Genomic DNA, 24,763 nt, shown 5'->3' on the forward strand with positions numbered 1-24,763 from the left:
TCTTATGTCAGGAATCGTGGGGCGTCGGCGCCGACCAGTTGCGGCGGATGGCGACCAGCCGCAGCACGAAGGTGAGGGTGGCGGCGAGCGCGATGCCGGCCGGCCGCTGGACGTGCAGCCGGTCCAGGGCCGCCACCGAGGCGCAGCCGAGCAGGCCGGCGACCGCGTAGATCTCGCGCCGCAGCACCGTCGGGATCTCGCCGGTGAGCAGGTCGCGAGCGAGGCCGCCGCCGATGCCGGTGATCATGCCGATGATGCAGGCGCCGATCGGCGGGATGCCCGCGTCGAGGGCCTTCAGCGTGCCGGTGGCGACGAACAGCCCGAGGCCGGCGGCGTCGAGCACGAGCACCGTCCAGCGCAGCCGGCTGACCGCGGGGTGCAGCCAGAACGTGGCGGCGGCGGTGACCACCGCGACGACCGAGTACCGCCAGTCGACGAACGCGAACGGCGGCACGTTGACGAAGACGTCCCGCATGATCCCGCCGCCGAGCGCGGCGACGAACCCGACGAAGACCACGCCGAAGAGGTCGAGCCGCTTGGCCACGGCGGCCGTGGCGCCGGACGCGGCGAACACGGCGATGCCGGCCAGGTCGACGACGAGCAGGGGGCTGAGCGATGCCATCGGGATCATGTATACCGGCCGCCCGGCGCCGCGGATGCCGGCCCACGTCACGGCCGGGGTTTGCCGCGGCGAGCGCCCTGGGTATCAATGCGTCGATCGGAGAAGGAGGTACACAGTGGGCAGGGGATCCTCGATCGGCGGGATCATCGTCGCCGTCTGGCTGATCATCGGCGTGATCGCCGCGGGCCAGCGCGGCTACTTCAACAGCGATGACGCGAACTGCGCCAAGGCCGGCACGATCGTGGTGACGATCATCGCCGGGCCGCTCAACTACGTCGGGCTCAACCCCAAGATCAAGTGCGAGCTGCCGCAGCCGTCGCCGTGAGCGGCGCCCAGGCCGCGGCGGCCCGGCGTTCAGCCGGCTCACAGGGTTCGGCGCTAACGTTCCGGGATGGACGAGTTCGAGGCGCGACGGGTGGTCGACGCGCTGCGTGAGCGGGGCGTGCCGGCGCACCTGGAGATGGCGAAGGCCGGGCTGTCGCAGTTCGGCGTGCGGGTGACACTGTTCGACGGCCGGGTCGCCGTGTGGGACACGGACGGCACGGCCGGGCTCGAGGCACAGGTGATGCGGGACGGGATCCTGGTCGGGTTCGTGCCGATGATCGAGGGGTCGGAGCACTTCACGGAGGCGCAGATCGTGGACGCGATCGCGCGGACCGACTACGACCGCCCGATCGCCCGCCAGCGGGCCACGGCACCCCCGGCCGCCCCTCCGCTACCCCAGGAGGGCGGCTTCTTCCGCCGCTTCCGCAGCGGCTTCCGGGGCTGACGCGCCCTCAGGCGTCGTGCAGCTCGGCGCGCTGGATCTCGGCGAAGGCGCTTTCGAGGTACCCATCCAGGCCACGCGACTGCAGCAGATCGGCGATCAGCAGCGGGGCGTGCGCGGCCAGGGCGAGCGGCGTGACGGGTGACTCCTCGTCCGTCTCGTGAATGCCCAGGGCCCCGATCAGCAGCACCACCATGACCTGCGGGTCGACGTCCCGCCAGGCGCCGGCCGCGCGCACCGCGTGCTCGAGCGCGGCCCGCACGTCGTCGCCGTCGAGGCCGTCCGGGTGGCGCTCCTCCAGCAGGGCCCGGACGACGGCGCCGAGCACGCGGCCGGTCTGCTCCGGGTCGAGGGCGGCGAGCCGGTCGACGGCGGCCGGATAGGCCTCCGGGTCGTGGGCCCGGGCCGCGTCGACGGCCTCGACGGCGGCCACCGCGATCGCCCGGGCGACCGGCGGCAGGTGGCGCCAGGTGGTGGTCATCGTCAAGACATTGCCAGGTGAGGCGGACCACCACCAAACCGGCCCGGATAAGTCGTGCACGACTGAATCGTGCGCTATGGTTCCGGTGTGGACGTCCTCCCGCTCGACCGCCAGGTCTGCTTCGCGCTCTACACCGCCACCCGGGCGGTCACCGCGCGCTACCGGCCGGTCCTCGACGAGCTCGGCCTGACCTACCCGCAATATCTGGTCCTGCTCGCGCTGTGGGAGCGCGACGCGCGGACCGTGAAGGACCTCGGCGCGGCGCTGCGGCTGGACTCCAGCACGCTGTCGCCGCTGTTGAAGCGCCTCGAGGCGGCCGGCCTCGTGGCGCGGGAGCGGCGGGCCGACGACGAGCGGTCGGTCGTCGTGCGCCTCACCGGCGACGGCGCGGCCCTGCGGGAGCGGGCGTCCGCCGTCCCGGCCCGGCTGCTCTGCGCCGACGGGCTCGACGCCGACGAGCTCGGGCAGCTCCGCGACACCCTCGTGCGGCTGACCGCCGCACTCCAGCGACAGGGAGAAATCGATGCAGGTGCTCTACACGGCTGACGTGACCTCTACCGGCGACGGCCGCAACGGCCACGTCGCCAGCTCCGACGGGATTCTCGACTTCAACGTGGCCCTGCCGAAGGAGATGGGCGGCGCGGGCGGGGCGACCAACCCGGAGCAGCTGTTCGCCGCCGGCTACTCGGCCTGTTACCACAGCGCCCTGCGCGGCGTCGCCCGGCGGGACCAGGTGTCGGTGGAGGGCTCGCAGGTCAACGCCCGGGTCGGCATCGGGCCCAACGGCAGCGGCGGCTACGGCCTGGAGGTGTGGCTGACCGTGACCCTGCCCGGCCTGGAGCCCGGCAAGGCGCAGGAGCTGGCCGACGCCGCCCACCAGGTCTGCCCCTATTCCAACGCCACCCGCGGCAACATCGAGGTGCACATCGAGGTCGCCCAGTGACGGTCAACCGGGTCTGGCACCTCGCCAACCGGCCGACCGGCTTCCCGTCGCCCGGCGACTTCGACCTCCGCGAGGAGGCGGTGCCCGAGCCCGGCCCGGGCCAGGTGGTGGTCCGCAACGAGGTGATGTCGGTCGACCCGGCGATGCGCGGCCGGATGAACGACGTGCCCTCTTACGCCCCGCCGTTCCGGCTCGACGCGCCGATGGAGGGCGGCGCGGTCGGCACCGTGGTGGCGTCGGCGAGCGACGCGGTCAAGGTCGGCGACAGCGTCCTGCACGGCCTGGGCTGGCGGGAGTATTCGCTGCTCGACGCCGAGCGGGTGCGGGTGGTCGACACCGCGGCGGCGCCCGCCTCGGCGTATCTCGGCGTCCTCGGCATGCCGGGCCTGACCGCCTACGCGGGCCTGCTCGACGTGGCCCGGCTGCGCCCGGAGGAGACGGTGTTCGTCTCGGGCGCGGCCGGCGCGGTCGGCTCGCTCGCCGGGCAGATCGCCCGGCTGCGCGGCGCCCGGCTGGTCATCGGCTCCGCCGGGTCGGCCGAGAAGGTGCGCTATCTCGTCGACGAGTGCGGCTTCGACGCCGCGTTCAACTACCGCGACGGGGACATCCGCGCGCAGCTCAGGCGGCTCACGCCGGACGGCATCGACGTGTTCTTCGACAACGTCGGCGGCGAGCAGCTGGAGGAGGCGCTGTTCCGGATGAACCTGCACGGGCGGGTCGCGGTCTGCGGCGCGATCTCGCAGTACAACACCCCGGACCGCACCGGCATCCGCAACCTCAGCCTGCTGATCAGCAAGCGGCTGACCCTCCAGGGATTCCTGGTGATGGACCACTGGTCGCGCCGGGAGGCGTTCACCGAGGAGATGACCACCTGGCTGCGGGAGGACCGGATCAAGGTCGCGGAGACCTTCGTCGACGGCATCGACAACGCCGTCGAGGCCTTCCTGGGCATGCTCCGCGGCGCCAACCTGGGCAAGATGATCGTCCGCCTCACCTAGCCGCCCCGGCCCGTCACACCCGGCCCGTCACGCGTGGACGGGCAGGTGGAGCTGGAAGGTGATCTCCGTGTAGCGGATCGTCGGGGGCGGCAGCGCCTGCAGCTGCCGCTCCAGGACGACCAGCAGCTCCCGGGGCGGTGCCTCGGGGCGGGCCATGATGCGGACCTCGACCGGGCGGTTCGGGGCCAGCCGGAACTCGACCATGAGCTCCTCGGTGTGGTGGCGCACCCCGGCGAAGAGCCGGTCGACGACCCGCCGGGCCCGGTCCAGGAAGTCGCTGAGCTCGGCCGGGGTGGTCGCCCGGCGCAGCTGCTCCTCGCTGCTCACCAGCACGATCCGGCCGCGGGCGGGCTCCTGGCCGGCGGCCGGGCCGGACCGGGTGAGCTCATGCAGGTCGCCGCCGGCCATCGTGGTCGCCGCCGGCACGCCGTTGAGCAGCCGCGGCGGCAGGGCGTTGACGGCGTCCGGGCCGGGCTCGGCCTCCACCTCCGGGTCGCCGTCCTTGGCGTCGGCGACCCGGAAGGCGAGCGCCCGGACGGCCCCGCCGGGCAGGCCGATCTCCACCGGGCGGCCGGCCTCGACCGCCTGCAGCAGCCGGGCGTGCATGGCGCCGGTCAGCAGCACCGCGAAGCCGTCCTCGACCTGCCGGGCCGTCGGCTGCTGCCCCGCGCTCCCGCCGCTGCGGACGATCAGCAGGAAGTTGCAGGCGAGCCGGCTGGCCCGCTCGCCGCCGGGCGCGACGATTGCGGCCGGGCCGTTCTGGCCGGGCGCCCACACATAGGTCTTCGGGGTGCCGGCCAGCCCGGGGAGGTACGCACAGACGTCCGGCGCCTCCCGCATCGCCTCCCGCAGCGCGGGCAGCTCCTCGGCCGGCGCCGACAGCTCCAGCCGGTCGCCGTCGTGCACGACGTGCAGGAACGGCAGGTTGTAGGCGGGCGCCCGGGACAGCATGGTGGCGGCGCGGAACTCGGCGTCGTCGAGCACGGGCGCCCGGCCGGGCCGGAACCACCACGGGTGCGGGTAGTAGCGCTCCTGCGCGCCGAGCAGGGCCAGCACCCGGGCGTGGCCGAAGCGCTGCACGACCGCGGTCTCGCCGCCCAGCAGCGGCAGGGCGATCAGCGGCGGCCGGGAAAGATCCACTGTGGACGGCAGGGCGGCCGGCGGGTCGGCGTAGACGAACCCGGTGACCCGCTCGTCGGCGTCGAGGCCGGGGCGGCCGAAGACGCTCACGTCGCCGGCGTCGACCAGCCGCCCCTCGGCGGCGAAGCGGTGCACGGTGCGGGCCATGGTGAACGGGAACCCGGGCGCGGGCGCCCCGGTGCGGGCGACCGCGAACACCATCTCGCGCTGGCCGTGCCGCGCCAGGCCGTCGGTGGTGTACAGCAGCGCGGGCAGCATGCCGCCGGCCGTGCGGATGCCACCCTCGTCGATGGCGACCGACAGCTCGCCGGGGATGAGGATCTCCCGGCCCACGGGTAACGCGGAGCCCACGGGGCCGATCATCCCACTCGCACGCAACCCCTTCGGGCCCCTCGACGGCGGCCCCGGATGCCTGGCGCCGCCCGGCCCGGGCGGCGACGATGAGGACATGCGCGTTGGTGTGATGCGTATGACGTCGGTGCCGCCGCCCGGCTATGTCGCGTTCGTCACCCGCCACCTGGAGCCGCTACGCCGCGACGCGGTGCGGGTGGTCGGCGGCGAGGAGGAGGCCGACCACCTCTACGTGGAGGTGCTCACCGACGTCGCCGCCCACTGGTCGTGGCTTGAGCTGCGGCGCACCCGCCTGCGCCAGCCACGGGCCGCCGACGACTTCCTCAACCAGGTGTTCCGGCGCCGGGCCGAGCGCTTCTACGCCGACGAGCACCCGTACTCCGCCGGGCCGGACGACGACCGGCAGATCACGGTGACGCCGGAGCGGGTGCAGGAGCGCCCGGCCCGCCGGGTCTACGTGAGCACGGCGGTGCGCCTGGCCCCGATCGTGGCCCCGCGGCGGACCCGGACGCTGTTCGTGGCGGGCCCGGTGTCGGAGGCGGCGATCGCCTGGTGGCACGCCTACGAGAACATCCGCCGCCGCCGGCTCGTCTACGTGGGCTTCGTGGCCCTCGCGCTGCTGATGCTCCTCGCCCAGTTCTCCGCCCCGGCCGACCTCTAGTCGCCGGCTCCAACCCTGCTCGCCGAGCGCGGCTGGACCGGGCATCGCGACCGGAACTCTCCGCGATCATGCCGGAGTCGCCGCCGCACCACGCGTTTTTCATGATCGCGGAAGGTCGATGTACCCACTGGTACCTTAAGGTTCCGCGATCATGAGAAACCCGCCGTTCGCCGGCGAGACGTGCATGATCACGGAGAGATTCGGTCGCTCCGGCTGTGGCCGGACGGGGCGGCGGCGCTCGTTGGGGCGGCGGCGCTCGTTGGGTCGGCTGCTCGACGAAAAGTCCGGACACTTCGTGTCCGGACTTTTCGGATTTATACCCTGGCGGGGTGTAAATCAGCGCACGTGTCCGAATTTTCGGACTTATCGGTCCTTGTCAGTCGGTGCCGGATTCCATGGCGGCGGCGTCGAGCAGCTCCGCGTCGGCCGGCTCCGCGCCGCGCGAGGCGATCGCCGCCGCGCCGCCGGCCGGCATCGCGCCGATCAGGTCCGCGGACGGCGTCTGCAGCGCGCCGGGCAGCATGGGGCCGCCGATCACGTTGAGCGTGACGTACTGCTCGAGCTTCGAGCGCGAGTCCGCGATGTCGAGGTTGCGCATGGTCAGCTGGCCGATCCGGTCGATCGGGCCGAACGCCGCGTCCTCGGTGCGCTCCATCGACAGCTTGTCCGGGTGGTACGACAGCGCGGGCCCGGTGGTGTCGAGGATCGAGTAGTCCTCGCCCCGGCGCAGGCGCAGCGTGACCTCGCCGCTCACCGCGGTGCCGACCCAGCGCTGCAGGGCCTCGCGCAGCATCAGCGCCTGCGGGTCGAGCCACCGGCCCTCGTAGAGCAGCCGGCCGAGCTTGCGTCCTTCGTTGTGGTACGCCGCGACGGTGTCCTCGTTGTGGATGGCGTTGACCAGCCGCTCGTAGGCCGCGTGCAGCAACGCCATGCCGGGCGCCTCGTAGATGCCGCGGCTCTTCGCCTCGATGATCCGGTTCTCGATCTGGTCCGACATGCCCAGCCCGTGCCGGCCGCCGATGGCGTTGGCCTCCAGCACCAGGTCGACCGCCGAGGCGAACTCCTTGCCGTTGATCGTCACCGGCCGCCCCTGGGCGAAGCCGATGGTGACGTCCTCCGCCGGGATCTCCACCGCCGGGTCCCAGAACCGCACGCCCATGATCGGCTCGACCAGCTCGATGCCGTTGTCGAGGTGCTCCAGCGACTTCGCCTCGTGCGTCGCGCCCCAGATGTTGGCGTCGGTCGAGTAGGCCTTCTCCGTGCTGTCGCGGTACGGCAAAGCATGAGCGAGCAGCCACTCCGACATTTCCTTGCGCCCGCCCAGCTCGCCCACGAACGCGGCGTCGAGCCACGGCTTGTAGATGCGCAGCGACGGGTTGGCCAGCAGCCCGTAGCGGTAGAACCGCTCGATGTCGTTGCCCTTGAAGGTGGAGCCGTCGCCCCAGATCTGCACGTCGTCGGCGAGCATGGCGCGCACCAGCAGGGTGCCCGCGACCGCCCGTCCGAGCGGGGTGGTGTTGAAATACGCCCGGCCGCCGGAGCGGATGTGGAACGCCCCGCAGGCCAGCGCCGCGAGGCCCTCCTCGACGAGGCTCGCCCGGCAGTCGACGAGCCGCGCGATCTCGGCGCCGTAGGCGGTGGCCCGCCCCGGCACGGAGGCGATGTCGGGCTCGTCGTACTGGCCGATGTCGGCGGTGTAGGTGCACGGGATGGCACCCTTCTCGCGCATCCACGCGACCGCCACCGAGGTGTCGAGGCCGCCGGAGAAGGCGATCCCGACGCGTTCACCGACAGGCAGGGAGTTGAGGACCTTGGACACATGGAGAGCATATACGACGTACTGCATAACCATGCAACCCCTTGCGGGTTTCCCGTAGGTTCCGTCGCCCGAACGGACAGTTGACCTTGCCGGTCCGCGGCGGTGCGATCGACGGTTGTGATGGAAAGTCCTTCGGAAAAGGGAAGCGGTTCATGACGGACGCGCACGACCAGGGCCTCACGCTGCACCTCATCACCCACGTGCCGGCCCACGAGCCGCGCGAGGAGGACCCCCACTACCACCTGTTCGAGCAGGTGAAAGGCAGAATGAAACGCCAGGGCCTGTGGCGGTGCGCGATCGGCGACAACTACTGCGGCGGCAACGTCGAGCTGCACCACTCGCACATCGAGTTCTCCCAGACCGGCAGCGTCGACCTGGACAAGATCAACCAGCAGCTCGGCCTGCACCTCGACAGCGACGACGACTTCCAGGAGTGGATCGAGTCGCCGGGCAACCTGGAGCCGTTGTGCGCGGTCCACCACCGCACGCATTTCGGGGTACACGTGATTCCCGGGCCGCTGTGGGAACCGCTGCGCTACCGGGCCGCCGAGGCCAAGCCGGCGGCCGAGTTCATCCCGGCCGACGACGTCGACGACGACGAGGAGACGGTCGTCAAGACCACCCGGACGACGACGGTCCGCCGCCGCCCCACCAAGTCGGGTGAGGTCGAGGTGGACAAGATCGAGGACGAGAAGACCAAGGTGAAGGTGATGGCCGGCCACCATACGGTCGAGGAGCACGTCGAGCGACGCCACAGCGTGGACAAGGCGGCAGTACCGCGCAAGAGCGCCCCCCGCAAGCCCAAGGCCGGCTTCTTCGCCCGCCTGTTCGGCCGTGACTAAGCCGTTCGGGGACGCGGGGCGTACCGGCTAGTTGGCGCTCTGCTGCGCGGTCTCGTCGTCCGGCTTGCGCAGCAGGGCCGTCACCTCCTGGCGCACGCCGAAGGACGGGCCGCCGATCAGTTCCCAGGCCCGGGAGACGCCGAGCAGGAAGCACACCACCACCAGGACGGCGATCGAGTCGACGATGCCGCTGTCCTGGGGGTGCTCGCCCAGCTGCAGTCCGCGTACCAACTGGAAAGCGAACGCGACGAGCAGCCCGACCAGGAACAGCGCGTCGCGCACGCGCCGCGACCAGAGCAGCCGGAGGCGCGCCAGGGACAGCAGCGCCGCCACGACGAACGCGATCCCGGTCCCGCCCACGGCGACGGTGGCCCAGGCCACGTCATCACCCGGAATCAGCGCGAACAGCGACACCGTCAGCGCGTCGGTGAACGCGGTCAACGCCGCCGCGGCCCGGATGCGATGCACCGGCGCCGCCTCCTCCGTGGCCGCCAGCCGATCCGCGGACACCGACATCGCCACGAACAACAAACCGATCAGCGCACCGGCCACGCCGGCACTCGCGACGAAGAAGTCGCGGAGATCCTCGGGCACCATGCCCTTATCCTCGCACCCACGCCGGGTCGCGGTAGGTCGACGGCGGTCGCTGAAAGCAGGGGCGTCGCCTCGGGTCGCACCGGCCCGCCGGTGGCGGCCCCGGCGTGGCCCGCCCGCCCCGGCATGGTCGCCGCGCTGACCGGGGCGGTCACCGGTGTGCCGCTGGTCCTCGTCCTGCTGGTGCTGGTCGTGCGCGCCCGGGCTACGCGGCGCGGGTGATCACGTCGTTCATGCGGCTGCGGGCGAGCTCCATGCGGATGCGCCGGTCGCTGCGCGGATCGGTCGTCGTCGGGTCGATGGGCTCGCCGATGACGACGACCATCGTGGGCTTGCGGCGGAAGGCCCGGCCCAGTCCCTTCGGCGGGTCGAATCGGATCGACAGCGGCAGGACGGGCACCCGCGCCTGGGCGGCGACGTGGAACGCGCCCCGCTTGAAGTCGCGCAAACCGGTGTCGTAGGGCTTCAGCTCCCCCTCGGGGAAGAAGTGCACGATTCTTCCCTGGGCGAGCAGGAGTTCGATCTCGGAGAAGAACAGCGGCAGTTCCGCCGGAGTGTGTGGTACTGCGACGCCGCCCAGCAATTTCACGAGGCCGCCGTACCACCGGTGCTCGAGGTTCATCGGCGCCGCCGTGAAGACGGGCCGGCGCGGGAACAACGCCAGCCCGACGAGCGCGCTGTCGAGCAGATGCACGTGGTTGCACACCGTCAGTGCGCCGCTGGCGCGGGGGAGCCGGTTCTCGCCTTCGGTGCGGACTCCCAGGATCACCCGGGTGAAGAGAAAGAGCAGCGGAATCGCTATCACGTAGTAGAAGGCGTTCGACAGCAGCCGGTATATGCGCCCGGCGTATCCGGCGGGCGGCTCCGGGGCGTGGCCGGCCCGCGCGTAGACGCGCTCGATCGCCTTGACGCTCCGGTCGACCGCATACAGTTCGGCGTAGCGGGTGTACGTTTCCGACGCGGCTTCGAGCCCCGCCGGGTCGTCGATCCAGCCGTCGATCCGCTCGGCGAGCGATGACGGGTCACCGGCGTGGAAGAGGTTCGCCGGCCCGAGGGCGAACTGGCCGGTGGCGCTGCGCCGGCTGTCGGAGATGACCGGCACGAGTCCGCACGAGAACGCCTCCATGCACGACATTCCCTCGATCTCGACGTCGGAGGCGTGCACGTACAAATCGGAGCCTCGGATGAGCTCGATGAGCGATTCCTGCGAGTAATAGCCGAACTCCGCCGGATTCGGCAGCTTCGCCGCCATCCGGCGGAGGCGTTTCTCCCGCGGTCCGTGCCCCGCGAAGTGCAACTGGATGCGCGCGGCGTGGCGCGATCGGCGTACCGCCCGGATCAGCACATCCTGCCGTTTCTCGGCGGAGAATCGCCCGACCATGAGGATCCGGAACGGCTCGCCGTCGCCCCGGACCCGGGCCGGCCCCGGCCGGAAGCCGCTGCCGACGCCGTTGGAAATCACGTGCAGCCGGGCCCGGTAGCCGTGCTTGCGCAGCTGCGCGGCGATGAAGGTGGAGGGGCAGTGGATGTCGGCGAAGCGCCGGTAGAAAGCGAGCCGCAGCAGGACGTAAACGAGGTGCGCGGCCGGCGGGAACCAGCCCAGGCCGATGTTGTAGGTGATGTTCTCGGGCTGAATGTGGAATGCGGCGATGACCGGCACGCCCAGCCGGCGGGCGACGCGCTCCGCGGCCCGCCCCAGCGGCCAGGGCTGGTAGATGTGGACGACGTCGGCGCCTTCGATGGCGGCCAGCAGTACCTCGCGGACGGGCTTGGCGAAAACGGTGCTCTGGCGGTGTGCGAGGCGGCTCGCGATCGGCACCACGAGCTCCGGAACCCAGAACATTTCGGGTCCGTCACGGGCCGGCTCGGCCGCGTCGTCCGCTTCGCCGCACGCGACCACGCGCACCGTGTGCCCGCGCGCGATGAGACCGGTGGCGAACCGCATCGCCGATATCGTGGTCCCGTTGTTGTTGACCTCGAACGTGTCGATGACCAGCGTGATAATCATTGCCGCGCCGCCGCTCCCCGCGTCGTTTCCGCGCCGGCCCGTCCCTGATGGCCGGCCTGGTCTACTTCCCCTCGACCGATGGATCTTGACAAGCGGTTACGGATTATGGCGGTGGCGCCGGCCTCGGTGAATCGGCTTCGTGCGTGAGGAACATGCGGACATCCCTGGCCGAAACAAGTGATCAGCACGCTATCCAACACGAATCGGCGGGTCAATCCTTCCCGGCCGCCCAGCGCCCGTGATCATCATTACCGTGCACGCCTCTGGCCGGCGCTCGATCCGGCCGGGAAACCGCGCGTCCGGTGATGACCTACCGCCGGGTCGAGCTCGCGGTCACGCGGAATTCGCGCCGCCGTGGCCGGTCCGCCCGGCGCGCCGTGGCGTGGGCAGCGTGCCGTAGGTGATCGCATGGACGATGAACGCCGGGGCGGGTGAGATCGGCACGAAGCCTTGGTGCCCTATGTGTCCCACCCGGGTGACCAGGTCGGACCATGGCGCTCCGCGGGGGCGACCGGAAACCGTGGGCGCGGGTCGTGGTCATAGCTGCGGTCCGACGCTCGGTGCCGCGGCTGGGGTTCTTGCCGCGGCCGGTCACTGCCGCGGCATCGCCGGTGACCAGCGCACCGGTGGCGTCCCGGCCGCCACGAGCGCCGCGTTGATCCGGCTGAACGGCCGGCTGCCGAGAAACCCGGCCGGGTTCATCGGGCTGGGGTGCCCGGCCCGCAGTACCACATGTTGGTTATTCGTCACCAGCGGCGCCTTCATCTTCGCCGCCGCGCCCCACAGCACGAACACGACCCGGTCCGCCTTGTCGTTCAGCGCCCGGATCGTGGCGTCGGTGATGTTCTCCCAGCCGCGCCCCTTGTGCGAGTTCGGGGTGCCGGCGCGGACGGTCAGCACGGAGTTCAGCAGCATCACCCCCTGCCGGCACCACGCGGTCAGGTCGCCGGACGGCGGCGGCTCCACCGCCAGATCGTCGCGCATCTCCTGGTACACGTTGCGCAGGGACGGCGGGACCGGGACGCCCGGCGGCACGCTGAAGCTCAGCCCGTGGGCCTGCCCCGGCCGGATGTACGGGTCCTGGCCGAGGATGAGGACCCGGGTGGCCGCGAGCGGGCACAATCGGTACGCCGCATAGATGTCTTGCTTCCGCGGGTACACCGTGGCGGACCGGTACTGCTCGACAACGAACGAGGACAGCGCCGCGACGACGTCGGGGTCGACATACGGGCCGACCGCCTCGCGCCAGTCCTCGGGCAGGAAGTCCAGGAGGTAGACGGGCTTCGTCGATCCGGTCATGGCCCGCAATCTATCGTCCGGCCGGCTCGCCGCCTCCGGAGGCGAGCCGCCGCCTGCCACCGGGCGCGGACCTCGCGGTCGCGCAGCAGGCGGACCACCGCGCTGGTGTCGATCAGGAACGACGGACGGCCAGCGTCGGCTACTCTGCCGGGGCGGTGACGGTGTGGCCGAGCGTCCGGAGTGCCCGGCGGAACTGTGTTTCGTGTTCGACGGGTACGGCGAGGTGGCGGTCGCCCACCAGGGTGCACAGGCCGCGCAGTTTTCCGTCGCGGGCGATGAGGGTCGCGAGCGGCGCGTCGGCACATTCGATGAGGCGAACGACTCCTCGGTCGCGGACCTTGGAGGCGCGGGCGGTCACGTCGGTGACCAGGGTGGTGAGCGCCTCCGGCAGGTCGTGTGTTGCCCGATCCTTCAGGAAGTCGGTGAGCTGGTCGAGTTGCCGGCCGGCGTCGACCGCGTCGAGCAGCGTCTCGGCGTTGACGGTCCACACCCGGTCGCTCGTGTGCTTGGCGTGCGCGTCGAGCACCAACCGGTCGGTGGGGGAGATGTCGCCGACGGCGACGATGTCGAGGTTGGGCAGGATCTTCAGGGACTGCTCCGGCGGGCTGCTCTTCGCCGGCGGCTGGTAGTCGTCGGCCAGGCCGAGCGCATAGGCGCCGAGCGGGTTGAGGCGTACCGCGAGCAGGCCGTCGTAGCGGCTGAGGTAGTCGAGGTAGTCGGCGCCCCAGTTGGCGTGGTAGTCGGTGCGGGCGCCGGCCGGGTCGGTGTACTCGACGTCGACGAGTCCGAGGGTTGCGGCGTACTCGAACAGCACGGCCAGGGTGTACCGGCCTTCCAGGAGTGCCCAGTCGGCGAAGCCGGTGTATCCGAGGCTGCCGTACTGCGGGTCGATGAGGTAGAGCTTCCACAGTCCGCGCTCGCTGCGGGCGATGGTCGGTGAGGTCTCGCGACGGCGGCACATCATGTTGAACAGGGCGTCGATCGCGATCCACTCGTCGCGCGGACAGCCTTCCAAGGCGTTGACGACGGCTTTGCGGCGGGTCTTCACGGATGTGAGGACGTTCGCGGCGCGCTGGCCCTTGATGTGCTCGACCCGGTTGAACTCGTCGATCACGGTGGTACTGATCCAGGATCGCCACAGCTTGCGGATCGTCGCGGCGGGTGGCTGGGCCAGCGCGGTGCGCCCGCGGTCGGTGAGCCGGAGCCGCCCACCGGCGAGTTCGGCCAGTCCGCCGGCCTGCAGCAGTAGCGGCCAGGCGAACGCCGCGATCGGCTCGGCCGGGTAGAAGTCGCCGCCTTCCAGGACTTCGGTGACCGCGGCCACGGTCGCGGCGGCCGGTCGGCGGGTCGTCTCGCTGCACCGCAGCCGGCCGCTGGCCGTGAGCTGCAGGACCGCGTGAAGGTCGGCCTGCGCCGGAGTGGCGGTCAGCCGTACGGTCTCAGGAACGGTGAGTTGTTCATCGTCGCTGTCCGCGTCGACGGTGGCTTCTTCGATCATCGCCTCGAGATCCGACGCTCGCTTCGATGCCATCGGCGGAGAATAGCCGACCGAGGGACAGCGGCGGTTCGCTGGAGGCACTGCGGAGCTCTCGGGCTGTCCGAGCCGGACTTTCCGCAGAACGGCGGGCGGGCTAAAATCTAGACTGTCTAGATGGTGAGGTGGCATCATGCATTGGCAAGTTCAAGAGGCCAAGCAGCGGTTCAGCGAGGTGCTTCGAGCGGCCGAGTCCGGTGAGCCGCAGATCGTGACCAAACACGGTGAAGAGGTCGCGGTCGTGATCGACATTGCCGAGTATCGCCGGCTGCGCGGTGAGTCGATGACGTTCATGGAGTTTCTTCGCGAGGAACCGGTAGACGACGCCGATATTGACGCCGCGATGGAACGGGCGTCGGATTCGCCACGCCAGGTAGATCTCGCCGGCTGATGGCCTACCTGCTCGACACCAACGTCGTCTCCGAGCTCCGCAAGCAAGCGCCGGACGAGAACGTCGCCGCGTGGCATCGGCGGAATGCCGCTGCGGATGCTTACGTCAGTGTGCTGACCCTGGGCGAAATTCGGCAGGGAATCGAGCGGATCCGCCGACGGGACGCCCCCCACGCGGGCGTCCTGGATCGGTGGCTCGAGCGGCTCGCCACGGTTTACCGGGATCGTGTTCTTACCGTTTCCGCCGACATCGCCGATGAGTGGGGGCGACTCCAAGCGTTCGATCCTCCACCGGCCATCGACGGGTTGATCGCTGCGACCGCGAAGGTCCACCACCTCGTGCTGGTGACGCGCAACGTCCGGGACGTCGCACGTACCGGTGTGCAGCTTGTCAATCCCTTCGAGCCGACGTAGGCCGGTATCGAGGTCTCAGTATGCCGCATCACCATGATCGGTGGTTAGCTGGTCGCCATGGATGTGGTCATCCAGCCGCCGAGGGCGTGGTCATTTGGACGCTACGATGACGGTCACCTGGACGCCGCGGTTCTGAAATCTTGAGCCGCCCTGCGCGTCGACGCCCACAGCCGACCAGTCACCAGCCGACGCCGGGGACGGCTAACCGAGATCGTTTGCGCAGGCCTTGTACAGTAGCTGGCCATGGGCCGATGATGGGGTGACCTCATGAGTGCCAGCTCGTTCCACGTCGGCGTATATCTGACCGGGCTGTTCCTGAAGGACCCCTTTGCCGCTCATCACAACTTGCTGATTCCTCTGTGCACACTGATAGGTGATCGGCTACGGGTCACCGACGAGGGCGAACGAGCCCTTCGGCTATGGCTCGACAGTCCGTTGAGTGAAAGTGCCCAAGGTGCGGTTACTGCGCTCCTCCTGAAGGAGCCGGATTCCGGTGGCGAACTGGAGCAAACCTTTCGCGCACTGATTGATTCGTATTTCGTCGAGGCGACCCCTGCGGCGTCCGGAGCGCCTACCGAGGCCCGGCGCCGGCGCCAACTGTTGGAGTCGATGTCACTGCACGAGCGCACGGCGGAGTTCGACAGATCACGATGGTCCACGGTCGTGCAGCACTTCGCCGCCTTCAGTTCCGATCACAAGCGTGATATCAGCCTGGTCGAGGCCGTGGTCGTCGAGAGCGAGGACCCGGGGGCATTCGCAGCCTTGTGCGATGACGGATCGTCGCTCATTGTTCTGCAAAGCCGCTTCCAGGAGTGGCTGTACTTCCAGGACGATCTGCGGGCGCTTGCACGCTACGGAGAGCCCTGGACGGGCATTCCAAGTTCGAAGCGTAACGCACGTCTGCAGGCAGTCTTCCTCGCCTTGGCCCGGTCGAGGCTGTTTTGCCTTCGTTTCATCAAGGGCTGGGGCCTGGTCATCGACACGGACCAAGCTTTTCGCGCCGAGCGCACTCCGGCAAGCTTTGCCGTGGCGGGTGATGCTCTCAATTTCATTCTGTCGCACGAGATAGCCCATTGCGTGCTCGGCCATGCAGGACATGAGAGGCGCCTGTTCGGGCTGGGTGGGCCGTCGGCTGCGACGCCTGGAAGTGTGTACGCCGAGCTTGAAGCTGATCAGTTGGCAGCCGAGGTCATGAGGAAGTGGTCTCGTGATCGAGCCAAGTTACTGGGAACCCACGAGACCACCGATTATTACATGACATGGATGGCGGCGGTGGCTGCGGCGGTGGCGATTGCCGTGTATGAACGCGGGACGTTCATACGTCTACCCGATACGCATCCTCCGGCAGAACAGCGACTGCAACTGATATCCGACGCTTTTGCTAGAAAGTGGCGGCTTACGCGTCCGCTTCGCACTGCGACAATCCGGCTTCTGGCGGAAGCCTCAGGGCTGCAGGCGGTCTACTCGGCTGCGGACATCGACCAGCCCTTACCGCCGAGCGTGTGGCAGGATGCCATGTCCATGCCTTGCCTGAGTCAGTCGGAGCGAGACGGCCTTGCTGCGGCCGCGGTGGCAGATTATCTGCTGGCCGGCGCCATGGCCTCACCGGAAGCCTTTCAGCAAGATGATCTGCCGCCTCCAGTGACCCCTTTCCCCGCCGGTCTGTCGCGGCATGAGTTTCAGGAGTACCTCACAGACATTGGGGTACCCGAGCCACGGCGGCACGTGCTCTTCGATACGCGGAAACCTCTCTCCTACATGACTGCCGTCGACATCATCTCGGCGGCATCAGGACTGTCCGCAATCGAACCGGAGAACATGCGGCGAACGATCGCGTACTTCATCGCTTCGAGAAACCTGTCGGCTATGAGTTCGAGGGACAACAGTGACCACTCCCGACAATGACCTGGGACGAACGACCGAGCACTTGATTGCCCTGAGTGACGATGATCTTTATCTTGAGCTCGGCAACGTCATTCTCGGACTGGGGCCCGGCGCTTCCCCGAAAGATCCCGAAGCCAACCGCAGATTTGGACTCCAGTGGTTCAACAGCCGGCGAGAGCAGTTTCAACAGACCGTATGTTCGAACGAACGAGTCATAGCGATCCGTCGCTCCAGTGACAGCGAGCAGCTGATCGCCGTAGCGACGATCGCCGACGCGTTGATGGCGATCGTGGGATTGCCCGCGTCAACGGTGGTGAGCATTCTGATCATTCGGCTGGGGTTGGACTCCTATTGCGATCGGTACTGGAGTTAGGTCTTGATCGGGGTTCGCACGCGCGCGTCACCTCGCGACGGCTGGTGACAGCCAGCCGTACGAGGTGAGTGTGCGCAACGCCTGGAGGGTGACAATGCCGCGCCACTCCAGACGCGATGCCTCGCTCGGGGGTGTCCACGTGATGAGCCAGCCGCCGTCAGGCTGCTGCGCCGTGGCGAGGTGGTCGAGGTGGGCCTCGATCTGGCCGTCATCGAACAGGCGCCGCCACGGCGAGTCTGTGGTCGGTGCCACGGTCAGCGGCGACAGCCCGTACTCGCCGTCCTTCGGCACTGCCTGATACGCCGGCGAGGCGGCCATCCGCTCCAGTACGCCCGGGGCGTACCGCTCGGCCCGCTCCCGGTCCGGCACGTGTGCCAGGAACGCCAGCATCTCCGCCAGCGCGTGCACTTCGTCGGGCAGCGCATCGGTTTGGACGGCGTGCCAGCAGAAGCGGCTTGCCGCCTCCCGCCACGGATGGTCGAAGTCAAGCCGGTACAGCAGAGCGGCCAGGCCGGCCGTGGGGTTGACGCCCGGCTCGTAGGTCCAGTCCGACCAGTGTTCGGCGCGGGGGAAGGACTCGATGACCGGGAAGGCGAGCGGAACCGCGCCACCGGCGTCGACCTCGGCCGCGGTACGGCTGAGAAAGTCACACGCCCGGCCGAGCATCCGCGCATCGGCAGCACCGGCGGCGGCCAGCGCCTGGAACGCGACCTCCACGTCGATCGGCAGGCTGGCCGGGCAGCGCTTGTCCGGCTCCAGCCCGTGGCCGAAGCCGCCGTCGGCGTTCTGGTACCCGCGCAGGACATCGACCACAGCGTCCGCGGGCTCGCCCAGGAACAGGGTGGCGAACAGGCGGCGCTCCAGCAGACGCGCCTCGGCCAGCAGGAATCGGTCTGCCGAGAAAAATGCATCGGTCATGTACCGGAGGCTAGGCGCCGGCTCCAGACGCGTCTTGAACAAAACGGACGGCCGCTCGCGCTCGCCGGCTCGGGCAGGGCGCTCGCTTGTCAGGTGATGGCGCCTGGAGGAGCGAGCCACGCGGCCGGCTGACCCGTTGCCTTGACGATCTCGTCGAAGTCGTGGTCGTAGTGCACGAGGGTCAGTCCGCTCAGTTCGGCGGTGGCGGCGAGGAGCAGGTCGACCGCGCCGGCCGAGCGGTGTGTGCCGCGCGCCGTCATGGCGGCCTGGACTTCGGTCGCGCGGCCGTAGATCCCGTCCGGCATCGTGACCCATGCGAATGTGGCGTCGAACAGCTCCAGCCATTCTTCGCGATCGGCCTTCGATCGGGCGCTGTACAGCAGTTCCAGCTCAGTGATAGGGCAGATGCCGATGACGCCGGCGGTGATCTGCGGCTGCCACCGGGCGCGGACCTCGCGGTCGCGCAGCAGGCGGACCACCGCACTGGTGTCGACCAGGAACCGCGCCGGGGTCATGCCCGGTACGTCGACTTGTCCAGCAGCTCGTCGAAGGCGCCGGCCTCGCCGAGCTCGGCGAGGCGCGTGAGCGCTTTGGCTCGACGCAACTGTTGCGCGGTCGATCGCAGCGCGGTGTTGACCGTGTCCTTCTTGGTCTTGGTGCCGAGGAGCTCGGATGCCTCGGCGAGCGCTTCGTCGTCAATGTCGATGAGGACCTTGGTCATGGTGCACCACCTTCGTATATATGTCTACCGCCGGAAGTATATACGACGACGGTGTTACGCGGGTGTTGCCGACGCCGCCGGGGAACACCGGTGGGTCTGAGCGGGCAATAGCCGCTCAGAGGTCGAGGAAGTACCGCATCACCTTGCGGATCTCGGTCAGGTCGTCGTTGCTGACATAGCCCAGTCGGCGCTGGAGACGGCTGGCGTCGATGGCCCGCATGTCCTCCGGTCTGGCGAAGCTGGCTTGGCGAAGGCCCGAGTTGCCGCTGGTGATCCTCGGTTGAGTTACCAAGCCGCGGTCGTGGCTGGTGAGCGGGACCACGATCACCATGTTGATCGGCAACGCGTGCAGCCCGTTTGACGACACCACGACGACCGGGCGACGGCCGCCCTGCTCGTGTCCAACCGTGGGATCGAGTTCGGCAAGCCAGATCTCGCCGGTACGGATGTCGCTCACTCCCACCAGCCGGCTTCGTCATCGGCGGTGAGCGTGTCGCGATCCGTGCCCGCCTGCCAGGACCGCGACTCGGCCCGGTCCGCCGCCCAAGCGGCTGGGTCCTCCTGGCGGAGCCGTTCGAGTTGTTCCTGCGCACGCGCGAAGAAGGTCTGCCGTTCGAGCGTTTCCGTGGCCTCGGCCAGCAGGGCTCCCATGGTGGTGCCGCGCTCCCGCGCCAGGACCGCTAGCCTGTCGCGGACCGCAGAGTCGACCTTGATCGTGGTGCTGCTCATACTCAACAGTCTACCGTGCGGTATACCTGACCAGGTGGCTTGAGGTCGCTCAACCCGGATCTCCACTCGTGGGGGACTTGCGGCCGAGTCGAGGACGCTACCAGCCTCTGGAGCGCCACTCCGGCAGCGACGGGCGCTCGGTGCCGATCGTGGAGTTCTTGCCGTGGCCCGGGTAGAAGGTGACCTCGTCCGGCAGGCGGTCGAAGAGCTTGGTGGTCACGTCGTGGTAGAGGGAGTCGAAGTCCTTCGCGTTGCCGCGGGTGTTGCCGACGCCGCCGGGGAACAGTGACGGGTCTTGAGGGGCAATAGTTAGCTGCGGCCTGTCTGCGCGGACGGCAGGGTGCCCCAGGGAGCCGGCGCCAAGTCTGCTTTCGTCCTCAGTTGACGGAGCCTGTGCCCGCCGCCGGGGATTTCGGGCGATCTTGAACTGGATTCCCCGGCGGCGGTTACTGCTCAGCGGATGGACTGCAGTATTTCGCCGTTGTCGGACAAGATCCAGAAAGACCACCCGTTTCGGTTCGGGTTCACCGACGGGTTGTATGCGGAAACAACTGCGGCCGCAGCGCCGCTGGGTGTGGAGTATGTCCTGCCATTCAGCTTGCCGCTCGTAATCGTTACTCCCTTGGTGTTGGAGTCGTAGACGGCCTCGATCCGGGTGGCCTCGTAGATCGCGTAAATCGGTACCTGGCCGTTCTGGCGTTCGTCCTTGGGTTTCGCCGAGGAGGGCGCATTGGCGAAATGCTCGACCAGGCGGGCAACCGCCTCGCCCTCGCTGACTTCCCAGGCGTTTGCGAGGAGTTGGACCTTGCTGTGAGCGTCGTTGGGAACGTCTTTGATTGTGGCCATGGGGCTCCTGCTCCTCCCCGTGAGCTGATAGCAGCAAAAGTAGCAAATCAGAGTATTTCAAGTCAAACAGAGAACCTAAGATTGCCTCACGTCCCGGCAGATACGGAACTCATGGCATGAAGATGCGGAAGAAAGCTTGCTCAAACGCGGAACTGGTGCCACGGTCCAAGGGTGGATGGTGCACTGACGGGCCTGGCTGACCGCCGCTTGACTGCCGTGCTTACCGATCGGTTGACCGAGGAGCCGACCGTGGTGCTGAACGGACCACGAACGGTTGGCAAGAGCACGCTGCTGAGCAAGTTCGGGGAACACGTTGGTAGGACGGTGATCGATTGTGATGATCCTGCCACCCGTGGTGCGGTTCGTAACGACCCAGGGCGCTTCGTCACCGGCCCGAGCCCGGTGCTCATCGACGAGTTTCAGCATGTTCCGGAACTCCTCGACGCCATCAAGGCCGAGCTCAACCGTGACCTGCGCCCTGGGCGCTTCGTACTTGCCGGATCCACCCGATACTCGACGTTGCCGCAGGCTGGTCAGTCGCTGACCGGCCGGGTCGACATCATCGAGGTGCTACCGCTCGCTCAGACGGAGATCGACGGTAGCCGGGGGGAGCCGTTCGTTCACCAGCTCCTTCGCGGGGCGATGCCAGCCCAATCGGCCGAGCCGTCACCGACCAGCCGGGATGAGTACGCGCGACGGGTGACCTCAGGGGGCATGCCCGTCGCGTTGCGGCGTCCGCCGGGGCGGTCACGCTCACGCTGGTTCAGCAACTACCTCGACCTGGTCATCGAACGCGATGTCATTGAGCTCAGCCGCGTCCGCCAGCGAGAGATGCTTCCCCGGTTGCTGAACCAGCTCGTCGCGAGGTCGGGGCAGGTGCTGAACATTGCAGCGACCGCACAGGCGGTGGGCATGGAGAAGAGCAGCGCGGAGAACTATCTGCGGCTCTTGGAAGCGGTGTTTCTGATCCAGCGGCTGCCCGCTTGGGGAACAACGTTGGGTTCACGGGTTGCCCGTCAGCCAAAGGTCCATCTCATCGATGCCGGCGTCATGGCGTGGCTGCTCGGACTGACGCCCGAAAAAATCTCGAAGTCTGATCCGGCAGCCCTGACCGAATACGGCCATCTCATCGAGACTTTTGCGGTTGGCGAGATCCTCAAGCAGGTCAGTTGGTGGGATTCGCCGGTCTCCGTCGGTCACTTCCGCACTGCGGCCGCTGATGAGGTGGACCTCGTTCTTGAGCGCGACGACGGAGACGTCATCGCCTTCGAGATCAAGGCGGGGACGCGCATCCATGGCGAGGATCTGCGGGGGATGCGAGCGCTCCGGGCCAGGCTCGGCGACCGCCTGATCGCAGGGCTCGTCCTGTACACGGGCGCGCTGCCCTACACGCATGACGATGGAACGCATGTCGTGCCCCTCGACACGCTGTGGAGATAACAGCCTCACCAACCGCGTTGGCGCCACTCCGGCAAGGACGGGCGCTCGGTGCCGATCGTGGAGTTCTTGCCGTGGCCCGGGTAGAAGGTGACCTCGTCCGGCAGGCGGTCGAAGAGCTTGGTGGTCACGTCGTGGAAGAGGGAGTCGAAGTCCTTCGCGTTGCCGCGGGTGTTGCCGACGCCGCCGGGAAAAAGGGAGTCGCCGGTGAAGAGGTGGCCGCCGTCGGGTTCGTAGTACAGGGCGATCGAGCCCGGGGTGTGGCCCACCAGGTGGATGACCGTGAGTTCGCAGTCGCCGATGGTGAGGGTGTCGGACTCCGTCAGGGTGCCGGTCACCACCGGGATCTCCGGGGCGTCGGCCGGGTGGGCCAGGGAGGCGGCGCCGGTGGCCGTGATCACTTCCTCCAGGGCCATCCAGTGGTCCTGGTGGCGGTGGGTGGTCACCACGGCCTGGATGCCCTCCGGTTCGATGAGGGACAGCAGGCGGTGGGCCTCGTTGGCCGCGTCGACGAGCACGCCGTCGCCCGTCGCGCGGCAGCGCAGGAGGTAGGCGTTGTTGTCCATCGGGCCGACCGACAGCTTCGTGATGGTGAGTCCGCTGGTCATTTCCAGGCCTCCAGGCTCGGTAGGTCGCCGGTCAGGCCGGTGCCGTCGCCGCGGCCGGTGAGCCAGGCGGCCAGCAGGTGGGGCGGGCCCGAGACGGTGGGGGTTGCCGACGGTACCGACAACAGAACACTGCCGTCCTCGTCGGTCAGGGTGGCCACGTGGGGCGTGGCCGGGTCGTGCAGGAGTCGCCGGGTGAACGCCGGTGGCCAGTCCGCGGGGGCGTAGCCGGCGGCCAGGTCGACGTGGTGCAGCTCGACCTCGCAGATGCGCGACCACACGACGCGGGCGGCGGGAATCTCGGTGCCCGAGGGCAGCGCTACCGTCGCGGACCAGGCCTCGGCGGGGGTGGCGTCGATCGCGGCGGCCAGGGCGTCGGTGGCGTTGGCCAGGTCCTTGAGCTGCTCGGTCAGCGGGCGGGTGGCGCCCGCCTCGATGGCGGCGTCGCGGGCCGCGGGGCTGGGGTAGGCGGGGGTGCGCACGCCGGTGCGGGCCCAGGTGAGCAGGTTGACGTAGGCGTCGGCGTTGCGGGCCAGGTGCGTGAGGACGTGGCCGCGGGTCCAGCCGGGGCACAGGGACGGGGCCGTCAGGTCGGCTTCCTCCAGCGTGCGCAGCGTGGCGCGCAGGCGGGCGTCGGCGCGCTCGAGCTCGGCGTTGAGGACCAGTGGGTCGGCGGTCACGTCACGACATTATCGCTGGCGTACCCCGACCGCGGGGGGCAGGTCGCCGGCCGCCCAGTGCAGCTCGTCCTCCCAGTCGGCGACGCTGAGATCCAGGGTCTCGAAGGACAGGCGGGCGCCGATGGGCTTTCCGAGGTACCCCGCGAAAAGATCATGGACCACGACGAGGCGCTGGCCCACCGCGGGCGCCGCGGGGTCACGGCCGGCGGCGGCTCTTACCTCGAGCCTTCCGTAGACTCCCATGTCCGCGTCGGTGCCGCGGTCCTCGACGATCACGTCCAGGATCTCGTCCTCGGCGCCGACGTGGAAGCCGTAGGTGGTGTCGCCGAAGGTCAGCCAGAACCGCATCAGCGAGTCGTCCTGGCCGGGTGAGACGTGCCACTGCACGTCGGCCCGCTCGAGGCGGAGTCCGACGGCGCCGGCCAGCACATGCGAGGGGAGCACGCCCCCGACCATAGCCCCGATATTCGGTTTCGCGGCATGGACGCGCTACCTACCGTGGATTTCCGAACGCCAGTTCGGACCAGGGAAGGACCTCATGAGCATCGACCTGTCGGCCCTGGGCTGGGACGACGCCTTCGCCGCGGACTTCGCGCGCGGGTTCGCCGCGCCGGGGCAGCGGCCCGCGCGGGTCAGCCGGGTGGATCGGGGCGTCTGCACCGCGCTCGCGGCGGACGGGCCGGTCCGGGCCAGCCTGGCCGGCGGGCTGCTCGCGCAGGCCGCCAGGGACCCGGGCGCGCTGCCGTGCGCCGGCGACTGGCTGGTCGTGCGGACCTGGCCGGACGGGCGGTTGACGGCCGAAGCGGTGCTGCCCAGACGCACCGCGATCGTCCGCGCGGTGGCCGGCGAGGAGTCGTTCGGGCAGGTCCTGGCCGCGAACATCGACGCGGTGGCGGTCGTGGAGCCGGTCGACCCGTCCCCTGACCTGGGGCGCATCGAGCGGCTGCTGGCCCTGGCCTGGGAGTCCGGGGCGCGACCGCACCTGGTGCTGACCAAGGCCGACCTGGCCGCGGACCCGGAGGCGCTGGCCGCGCAGATGCCGGGGCGTGCGTCGGGAGTGGCCGTGCACGCGGTGAGCGCGCGCACCGGGCTGGGGCTGGACGGGCTGCGGCCGCTGGTCGCGCACGGCCGCACGCTGGGGCTGCTCGGGCAGTCCGGGGCGGGCAAGTCGAGCCTGGTCAACGCGCTGGCCGGGGCGCCGGTGATGCAGACCCGGGCGCTGCGGGCGGACGGGCGCGGGCGGCACACCACGACGTACCGTGCGCTCATCGCGATGCCGGGCGGCGGCGCGGTGCTGGACACCCCCGGCGTGCGGCTCGTCGGCATGTTCGACACGGCGACCGGCCTGGACCGGGCGTTCGAGGATGTGACCGGGCTCGCTCGGCAGTGCCGCTTCCGGGACTGCCGCCACGGCGCGGAGCCCGGCTGCGCGGTGCGGGCCGCGGTCGAGGCGGGCGAGCTGAGCCCGCGGCGCTACGGCAGTTGGCAGAAACTGCAGAAAGAGCAGATGCTGGCGGCGGTACGGCGGGTGAGGCGGGAGAACCGCGAGCGTCGCCGGCCGGCAGGGTCGTAGCCGTGGGGCATCCCCCGTTCGAGCACCACTCGGGCGGGCTGGTGCCGAAAAATGTCATACCCCCTGGCTAGAGTTGTCGGCTGGCACCGTAAGTGTGTTCGAACGGCGCACCGAACCGGACGAATGCCGTTTCAC

31 protein-coding genes and 1 pseudogene are annotated in these 24,763 nt (G+C 69.5%); 14 read left to right on the top strand and 18 right to left on the bottom strand.

Going from position 1 to position 24,763, the window contains the following annotated elements:
- Positions 1-7: 7 nt before the first annotated feature.
- Complete coding sequence (locus tag ACQPXD_RS09195) at positions 8-622, bottom strand: trimeric intracellular cation channel family protein (RefSeq protein ID WP_432836720.1); 615 nt, start codon at positions 620-622, stop codon at positions 8-10.
- Positions 623-737: 115 nt separating this feature from the next.
- On the opposite strand from ACQPXD_RS09195, the gene ACQPXD_RS09200 reads away from it, so the two are divergent.
- Together ACQPXD_RS09200 and ACQPXD_RS09205 are read left to right on the top strand one after the other, a co-directional pair.
- Complete coding sequence (locus ACQPXD_RS09200; protein WP_432836722.1) at positions 738-947, top strand: hypothetical protein; 210 nt, start codon at positions 738-740, stop codon at positions 945-947.
- A gap of 66 nt (positions 948-1,013) precedes the next feature.
- Positions 1,014-1,391: a hypothetical protein gene (locus tag ACQPXD_RS09205; RefSeq protein WP_432836724.1), complete on the top strand. Its 378-nt coding sequence runs from the start codon at positions 1,014-1,016 to the stop codon at positions 1,389-1,391.
- 7 nt (positions 1,392-1,398) lie between these two features.
- Here the strand turns inward: ACQPXD_RS09205 and ACQPXD_RS09210 are convergent, their stop codons facing one another.
- Positions 1,399-1,869 carry a hypothetical protein gene (locus tag ACQPXD_RS09210; RefSeq protein ID WP_432836726.1) on the bottom strand — a complete coding sequence of 157 codons (471 nt, stop codon included), beginning with the start codon at positions 1,867-1,869 and terminating at the stop codon, positions 1,399-1,401.
- An 87-nt stretch (positions 1,870-1,956) separates the two neighbouring features.
- On the opposite strand from ACQPXD_RS09210, the gene ACQPXD_RS09215 reads away from it, so the two are divergent.
- Genes ACQPXD_RS09215 through ACQPXD_RS09225 form a run of 3 tightly spaced genes read left to right on the top strand, consistent with a single transcriptional unit; the run spans position 1,957 to position 3,810 of the window.
- Positions 1,957-2,415 (top strand): MarR family winged helix-turn-helix transcriptional regulator, encoded by a 459-nt coding sequence (locus ACQPXD_RS09215; RefSeq protein ID WP_432836728.1) that lies wholly within the window; start codon positions 1,957-1,959, stop codon positions 2,413-2,415.
- A complete protein-coding gene (locus ACQPXD_RS09220) occupies positions 2,393-2,812 on the top strand; it encodes an organic hydroperoxide resistance protein (protein ID WP_432836730.1) in 420 nt (139 codons plus the stop codon). Before ACQPXD_RS09215 ends, ACQPXD_RS09220 begins: the two co-directional genes overlap by 23 nt.
- Positions 2,809-3,810 (top strand): NADP-dependent oxidoreductase, encoded by a 1,002-nt coding sequence (locus tag ACQPXD_RS09225; RefSeq protein ID WP_432836732.1) that lies wholly within the window; start codon positions 2,809-2,811, stop codon positions 3,808-3,810. Before ACQPXD_RS09220 ends, ACQPXD_RS09225 begins: the two co-directional genes overlap by 4 nt.
- A gap of 27 nt (positions 3,811-3,837) precedes the next feature.
- Here the strand turns inward: ACQPXD_RS09225 and ACQPXD_RS09230 are convergent, their stop codons facing one another.
- On the bottom strand, positions 3,838-5,301 hold the full coding sequence (locus ACQPXD_RS09230) for a hypothetical protein (protein ID WP_432836734.1): 1,464 nt from the start codon (positions 5,299-5,301) through the stop codon (positions 3,838-3,840).
- 97 nt (positions 5,302-5,398) lie between these two features.
- On the opposite strand from ACQPXD_RS09230, the gene ACQPXD_RS09235 reads away from it, so the two are divergent.
- The gene (locus tag ACQPXD_RS09235) at positions 5,399-5,962 is read left to right on the top strand and encodes a hypothetical protein (RefSeq protein WP_432836736.1); all 564 of its coding nucleotides are present in this window, start codon (positions 5,399-5,401) and stop codon (positions 5,960-5,962) included.
- Between the two features lie 376 nt (positions 5,963-6,338).
- On the opposite strand, the gene argG is transcribed toward ACQPXD_RS09235, so the two are convergent.
- Positions 6,339-7,781: an argininosuccinate synthase gene (argG, locus tag ACQPXD_RS09240; RefSeq protein WP_432836738.1), complete on the bottom strand. Its 1,443-nt coding sequence runs from the start codon at positions 7,779-7,781 to the stop codon at positions 6,339-6,341.
- A 152-nt stretch (positions 7,782-7,933) separates the two neighbouring features.
- Here argG and ACQPXD_RS09245 point away from each other — a divergent pair, with 152 nt between their 5' ends.
- Positions 7,934-8,623, top strand: coding sequence for a hypothetical protein (locus ACQPXD_RS09245; protein ID WP_432836740.1), 690 nt, complete (start codon positions 7,934-7,936; stop codon positions 8,621-8,623).
- Positions 8,624-8,650: 27 nt separating this feature from the next.
- Here ACQPXD_RS09245 and ACQPXD_RS09250 read toward each other — a convergent pair whose 3' ends face one another.
- Positions 8,651-9,220: a hypothetical protein gene (locus tag ACQPXD_RS09250; RefSeq protein ID WP_432836742.1), complete on the bottom strand. Its 570-nt coding sequence runs from the start codon at positions 9,218-9,220 to the stop codon at positions 8,651-8,653.
- 90 nt (positions 9,221-9,310) lie between these two features.
- Between ACQPXD_RS09250 and ACQPXD_RS09255 the strand changes: the two genes are divergently transcribed.
- Complete coding sequence (locus ACQPXD_RS09255) at positions 9,311-9,439, top strand: hypothetical protein (RefSeq protein WP_432836744.1); 129 nt, start codon at positions 9,311-9,313, stop codon at positions 9,437-9,439.
- Here ACQPXD_RS09255 and ACQPXD_RS09260 read toward each other — a convergent pair.
- The 3 genes from ACQPXD_RS09260 to ACQPXD_RS09270 form a co-directional block, all read right to left on the bottom strand.
- Positions 9,423-11,225 carry a glycosyltransferase gene (locus ACQPXD_RS09260; RefSeq protein WP_432836746.1) on the bottom strand — a complete coding sequence of 601 codons (1,803 nt, stop codon included), beginning with the start codon at positions 11,223-11,225 and terminating at the stop codon, positions 9,423-9,425. The two genes, ACQPXD_RS09255 and ACQPXD_RS09260, sit on opposite strands and share 17 nt — an antisense overlap.
- 591 nt (positions 11,226-11,816) lie before the next feature.
- On the bottom strand, positions 11,817-12,524 hold the full coding sequence (locus tag ACQPXD_RS09265) for a uracil-DNA glycosylase (protein WP_432836748.1): 708 nt from the start codon (positions 12,522-12,524) through the stop codon (positions 11,817-11,819).
- Between the two features lie 139 nt (positions 12,525-12,663).
- Positions 12,664-14,055, bottom strand: a complete 1,392-nt coding sequence (locus ACQPXD_RS09270; protein WP_432836750.1) for a helicase-associated domain-containing protein — start codon at positions 14,053-14,055, stop codon at positions 12,664-12,666.
- 136 nt (positions 14,056-14,191) lie between these two features.
- Here ACQPXD_RS09270 and ACQPXD_RS09275 point away from each other — a divergent pair, with 136 nt between their 5' ends.
- The 4 genes from ACQPXD_RS09275 to ACQPXD_RS09290 all read left to right on the top strand — a co-directional run bounded on the left by ACQPXD_RS09275 (position 14,192) and on the right by ACQPXD_RS09290 (position 17,119).
- Positions 14,192-14,449, top strand: coding sequence for a type II toxin-antitoxin system Phd/YefM family antitoxin (locus tag ACQPXD_RS09275; RefSeq protein ID WP_432836752.1), 258 nt, complete (start codon positions 14,192-14,194; stop codon positions 14,447-14,449).
- Positions 14,449-14,862 carry a type II toxin-antitoxin system VapC family toxin gene (locus ACQPXD_RS09280; protein ID WP_432836754.1) on the top strand — a complete coding sequence of 138 codons (414 nt, stop codon included), beginning with the start codon at positions 14,449-14,451 and terminating at the stop codon, positions 14,860-14,862. The genes ACQPXD_RS09275 and ACQPXD_RS09280 overlap by 1 nt, the downstream gene beginning before the upstream one ends.
- 267 nt (positions 14,863-15,129) lie before the next feature.
- Positions 15,130-16,767 (top strand): hypothetical protein, encoded by a 1,638-nt coding sequence (locus ACQPXD_RS09285; RefSeq protein WP_432836756.1) that lies wholly within the window; start codon positions 15,130-15,132, stop codon positions 16,765-16,767.
- Entirely contained in the window at positions 16,748-17,119 is a 372-nt protein-coding gene (locus ACQPXD_RS09290) for a hypothetical protein (protein WP_432836758.1), read from the top strand. The genes ACQPXD_RS09285 and ACQPXD_RS09290 overlap by 20 nt, the downstream gene beginning before the upstream one ends.
- A gap of 27 nt (positions 17,120-17,146) precedes the next feature.
- Here the strand turns inward: ACQPXD_RS09290 and ACQPXD_RS09295 are convergent, their stop codons facing one another.
- The 7 genes and pseudogenes from ACQPXD_RS09295 to ACQPXD_RS09325 form a co-directional block, all read right to left on the bottom strand.
- Positions 17,147-18,037, bottom strand: coding sequence for a hypothetical protein (locus ACQPXD_RS09295; protein ID WP_432836760.1), 891 nt, complete (start codon positions 18,035-18,037; stop codon positions 17,147-17,149).
- An 89-nt stretch (positions 18,038-18,126) separates the two neighbouring features.
- Positions 18,127-18,516, bottom strand: coding sequence for a PIN domain nuclease (locus tag ACQPXD_RS09300; RefSeq protein WP_432836762.1), 390 nt, complete (start codon positions 18,514-18,516; stop codon positions 18,127-18,129).
- Positions 18,517-18,548: 32 nt separating this feature from the next.
- Positions 18,549-18,758 (bottom strand): type II toxin-antitoxin system VapB family antitoxin, encoded by a 210-nt coding sequence (locus tag ACQPXD_RS09305; protein ID WP_190248716.1) that lies wholly within the window; start codon positions 18,756-18,758, stop codon positions 18,549-18,551.
- Positions 18,759-18,873: 115 nt separating this feature from the next.
- Positions 18,874-19,215: a type II toxin-antitoxin system PemK/MazF family toxin gene (locus tag ACQPXD_RS09310; RefSeq protein ID WP_432836764.1), complete on the bottom strand. Its 342-nt coding sequence runs from the start codon at positions 19,213-19,215 to the stop codon at positions 18,874-18,876.
- Positions 19,212-19,487 carry a hypothetical protein gene (locus ACQPXD_RS09315; RefSeq protein ID WP_432836766.1) on the bottom strand — a complete coding sequence of 92 codons (276 nt, stop codon included), beginning with the start codon at positions 19,485-19,487 and terminating at the stop codon, positions 19,212-19,214. The genes ACQPXD_RS09310 and ACQPXD_RS09315 overlap by 4 nt, the downstream gene beginning before the upstream one ends.
- A 97-nt stretch (positions 19,488-19,584) precedes the next feature.
- Positions 19,585-19,776: pseudogene (locus ACQPXD_RS09320) on the bottom strand (MBL fold metallo-hydrolase); the annotation flags it as partial.
- A gap of 164 nt (positions 19,777-19,940) precedes the next feature.
- Positions 19,941-20,333, bottom strand: coding sequence for a hypothetical protein (locus ACQPXD_RS09325; RefSeq protein ID WP_432836768.1), 393 nt, complete (start codon positions 20,331-20,333; stop codon positions 19,941-19,943).
- A 171-nt stretch (positions 20,334-20,504) separates the two neighbouring features.
- On the opposite strand from ACQPXD_RS09325, the gene ACQPXD_RS09330 reads away from it, so the two are divergent.
- A complete protein-coding gene (locus ACQPXD_RS09330) occupies positions 20,505-21,773 on the top strand; it encodes an ATP-binding protein (protein WP_432836770.1) in 1,269 nt (422 codons plus the stop codon).
- 5 nt (positions 21,774-21,778) lie between these two features.
- Here the strand turns inward: ACQPXD_RS09330 and ACQPXD_RS09335 are convergent, their stop codons facing one another.
- From ACQPXD_RS09335 to ACQPXD_RS09345, 3 genes are read right to left on the bottom strand one after another with little or no spacing between them, the layout of a single operon-like run.
- Positions 21,779-22,378 carry an MBL fold metallo-hydrolase gene (locus ACQPXD_RS09335; RefSeq protein ID WP_432836772.1) on the bottom strand — a complete coding sequence of 200 codons (600 nt, stop codon included), beginning with the start codon at positions 22,376-22,378 and terminating at the stop codon, positions 21,779-21,781.
- Positions 22,375-23,055, bottom strand: a complete 681-nt coding sequence (locus ACQPXD_RS09340; RefSeq protein ID WP_432836774.1) for a maleylpyruvate isomerase family mycothiol-dependent enzyme — start codon at positions 23,053-23,055, stop codon at positions 22,375-22,377. Before ACQPXD_RS09340 ends, ACQPXD_RS09335 begins: the two co-directional genes overlap by 4 nt.
- Positions 23,056-23,064: 9 nt before the next feature.
- A complete protein-coding gene (locus tag ACQPXD_RS09345; RefSeq protein WP_432836776.1) occupies positions 23,065-23,499 on the bottom strand; it encodes a hypothetical protein in 435 nt (144 codons plus the stop codon).
- A 94-nt stretch (positions 23,500-23,593) separates the two neighbouring features.
- Between ACQPXD_RS09345 and rsgA the strand changes: the two genes are divergently transcribed.
- Complete coding sequence (gene rsgA, locus ACQPXD_RS09350) at positions 23,594-24,628, top strand: ribosome small subunit-dependent GTPase A (RefSeq protein ID WP_432836778.1); 1,035 nt, start codon at positions 23,594-23,596, stop codon at positions 24,626-24,628.
- Positions 24,629-24,763: the final 135 nt, after the last annotated feature.

Origin of the sequence: Dactylosporangium sp. CA-092794 (assembly GCF_050948465.1) — a bacterium.
GTDB lineage: Bacteria > Actinomycetota > Actinomycetes > Mycobacteriales > Micromonosporaceae > Dactylosporangium.

Excerpts from the sequence above, each read along its gene's own strand:
- ACQPXD_RS09295 (WP_432836760.1), bottom strand. The coding sequence starts at position 18,037 with ATGACCGATGCATTTTTCTCGGCAGACCGATTCCTGCTGGCCGAGGCG.
- ACQPXD_RS09195 (WP_432836720.1), bottom strand. The coding sequence starts at position 622 with ATGGCATCGCTCAGCCCCCTGCTCGTCGTCGACCTGGCCGGCATCGCC.
- ACQPXD_RS09235 (WP_432836736.1), top strand. The coding sequence starts at position 5,399 with ATGCGCGTTGGTGTGATGCGTATGACGTCGGTGCCGCCGCCCGGCTAT.
- ACQPXD_RS09280 (WP_432836754.1), top strand. The coding sequence starts at position 14,449 with ATGGCCTACCTGCTCGACACCAACGTCGTCTCCGAGCTCCGCAAGCAA.
- ACQPXD_RS09270 (WP_432836750.1), bottom strand. The coding sequence starts at position 14,055 with ATGGCATCGAAGCGAGCGTCGGATCTCGAGGCGATGATCGAAGAAGCC.
- ACQPXD_RS09325 (WP_432836768.1), bottom strand. The coding sequence starts at position 20,333 with ATGGCCACAATCAAAGACGTTCCCAACGACGCTCACAGCAAGGTCCAA.
- ACQPXD_RS09205 (WP_432836724.1), top strand. The coding sequence starts at position 1,014 with ATGGACGAGTTCGAGGCGCGACGGGTGGTCGACGCGCTGCGTGAGCGG.
- rsgA (WP_432836778.1), top strand. The coding sequence starts at position 23,594 with ATGAGCATCGACCTGTCGGCCCTGGGCTGGGACGACGCCTTCGCCGCG.
- ACQPXD_RS09250 (WP_432836742.1), bottom strand. The coding sequence starts at position 9,220 with ATGGTGCCCGAGGATCTCCGCGACTTCTTCGTCGCGAGTGCCGGCGTG.
- ACQPXD_RS09285 (WP_432836756.1), top strand. The coding sequence starts at position 15,130 with ATGAGTGCCAGCTCGTTCCACGTCGGCGTATATCTGACCGGGCTGTTC.
- ACQPXD_RS09220 (WP_432836730.1), top strand. The coding sequence starts at position 2,393 with ATGCAGGTGCTCTACACGGCTGACGTGACCTCTACCGGCGACGGCCGC.
- ACQPXD_RS09275 (WP_432836752.1), top strand. The coding sequence starts at position 14,192 with ATGCATTGGCAAGTTCAAGAGGCCAAGCAGCGGTTCAGCGAGGTGCTT.
- ACQPXD_RS09305 (WP_190248716.1), bottom strand. The coding sequence starts at position 18,758 with ATGACCAAGGTCCTCATCGACATTGACGACGAAGCGCTCGCCGAGGCA.
- ACQPXD_RS09315 (WP_432836766.1), bottom strand. The coding sequence starts at position 19,487 with ATGAGCAGCACCACGATCAAGGTCGACTCTGCGGTCCGCGACAGGCTA.
- ACQPXD_RS09245 (WP_432836740.1), top strand. The coding sequence starts at position 7,934 with ATGACGGACGCGCACGACCAGGGCCTCACGCTGCACCTCATCACCCAC.
- ACQPXD_RS09210 (WP_432836726.1), bottom strand. The coding sequence starts at position 1,869 with ATGACCACCACCTGGCGCCACCTGCCGCCGGTCGCCCGGGCGATCGCG.
- ACQPXD_RS09260 (WP_432836746.1), bottom strand. The coding sequence starts at position 11,225 with ATGATTATCACGCTGGTCATCGACACGTTCGAGGTCAACAACAACGGG.
- ACQPXD_RS09265 (WP_432836748.1), bottom strand. The coding sequence starts at position 12,524 with ATGACCGGATCGACGAAGCCCGTCTACCTCCTGGACTTCCTGCCCGAG.
- ACQPXD_RS09335 (WP_432836772.1), bottom strand. The coding sequence starts at position 22,378 with ATGACCAGCGGACTCACCATCACGAAGCTGTCGGTCGGCCCGATGGAC.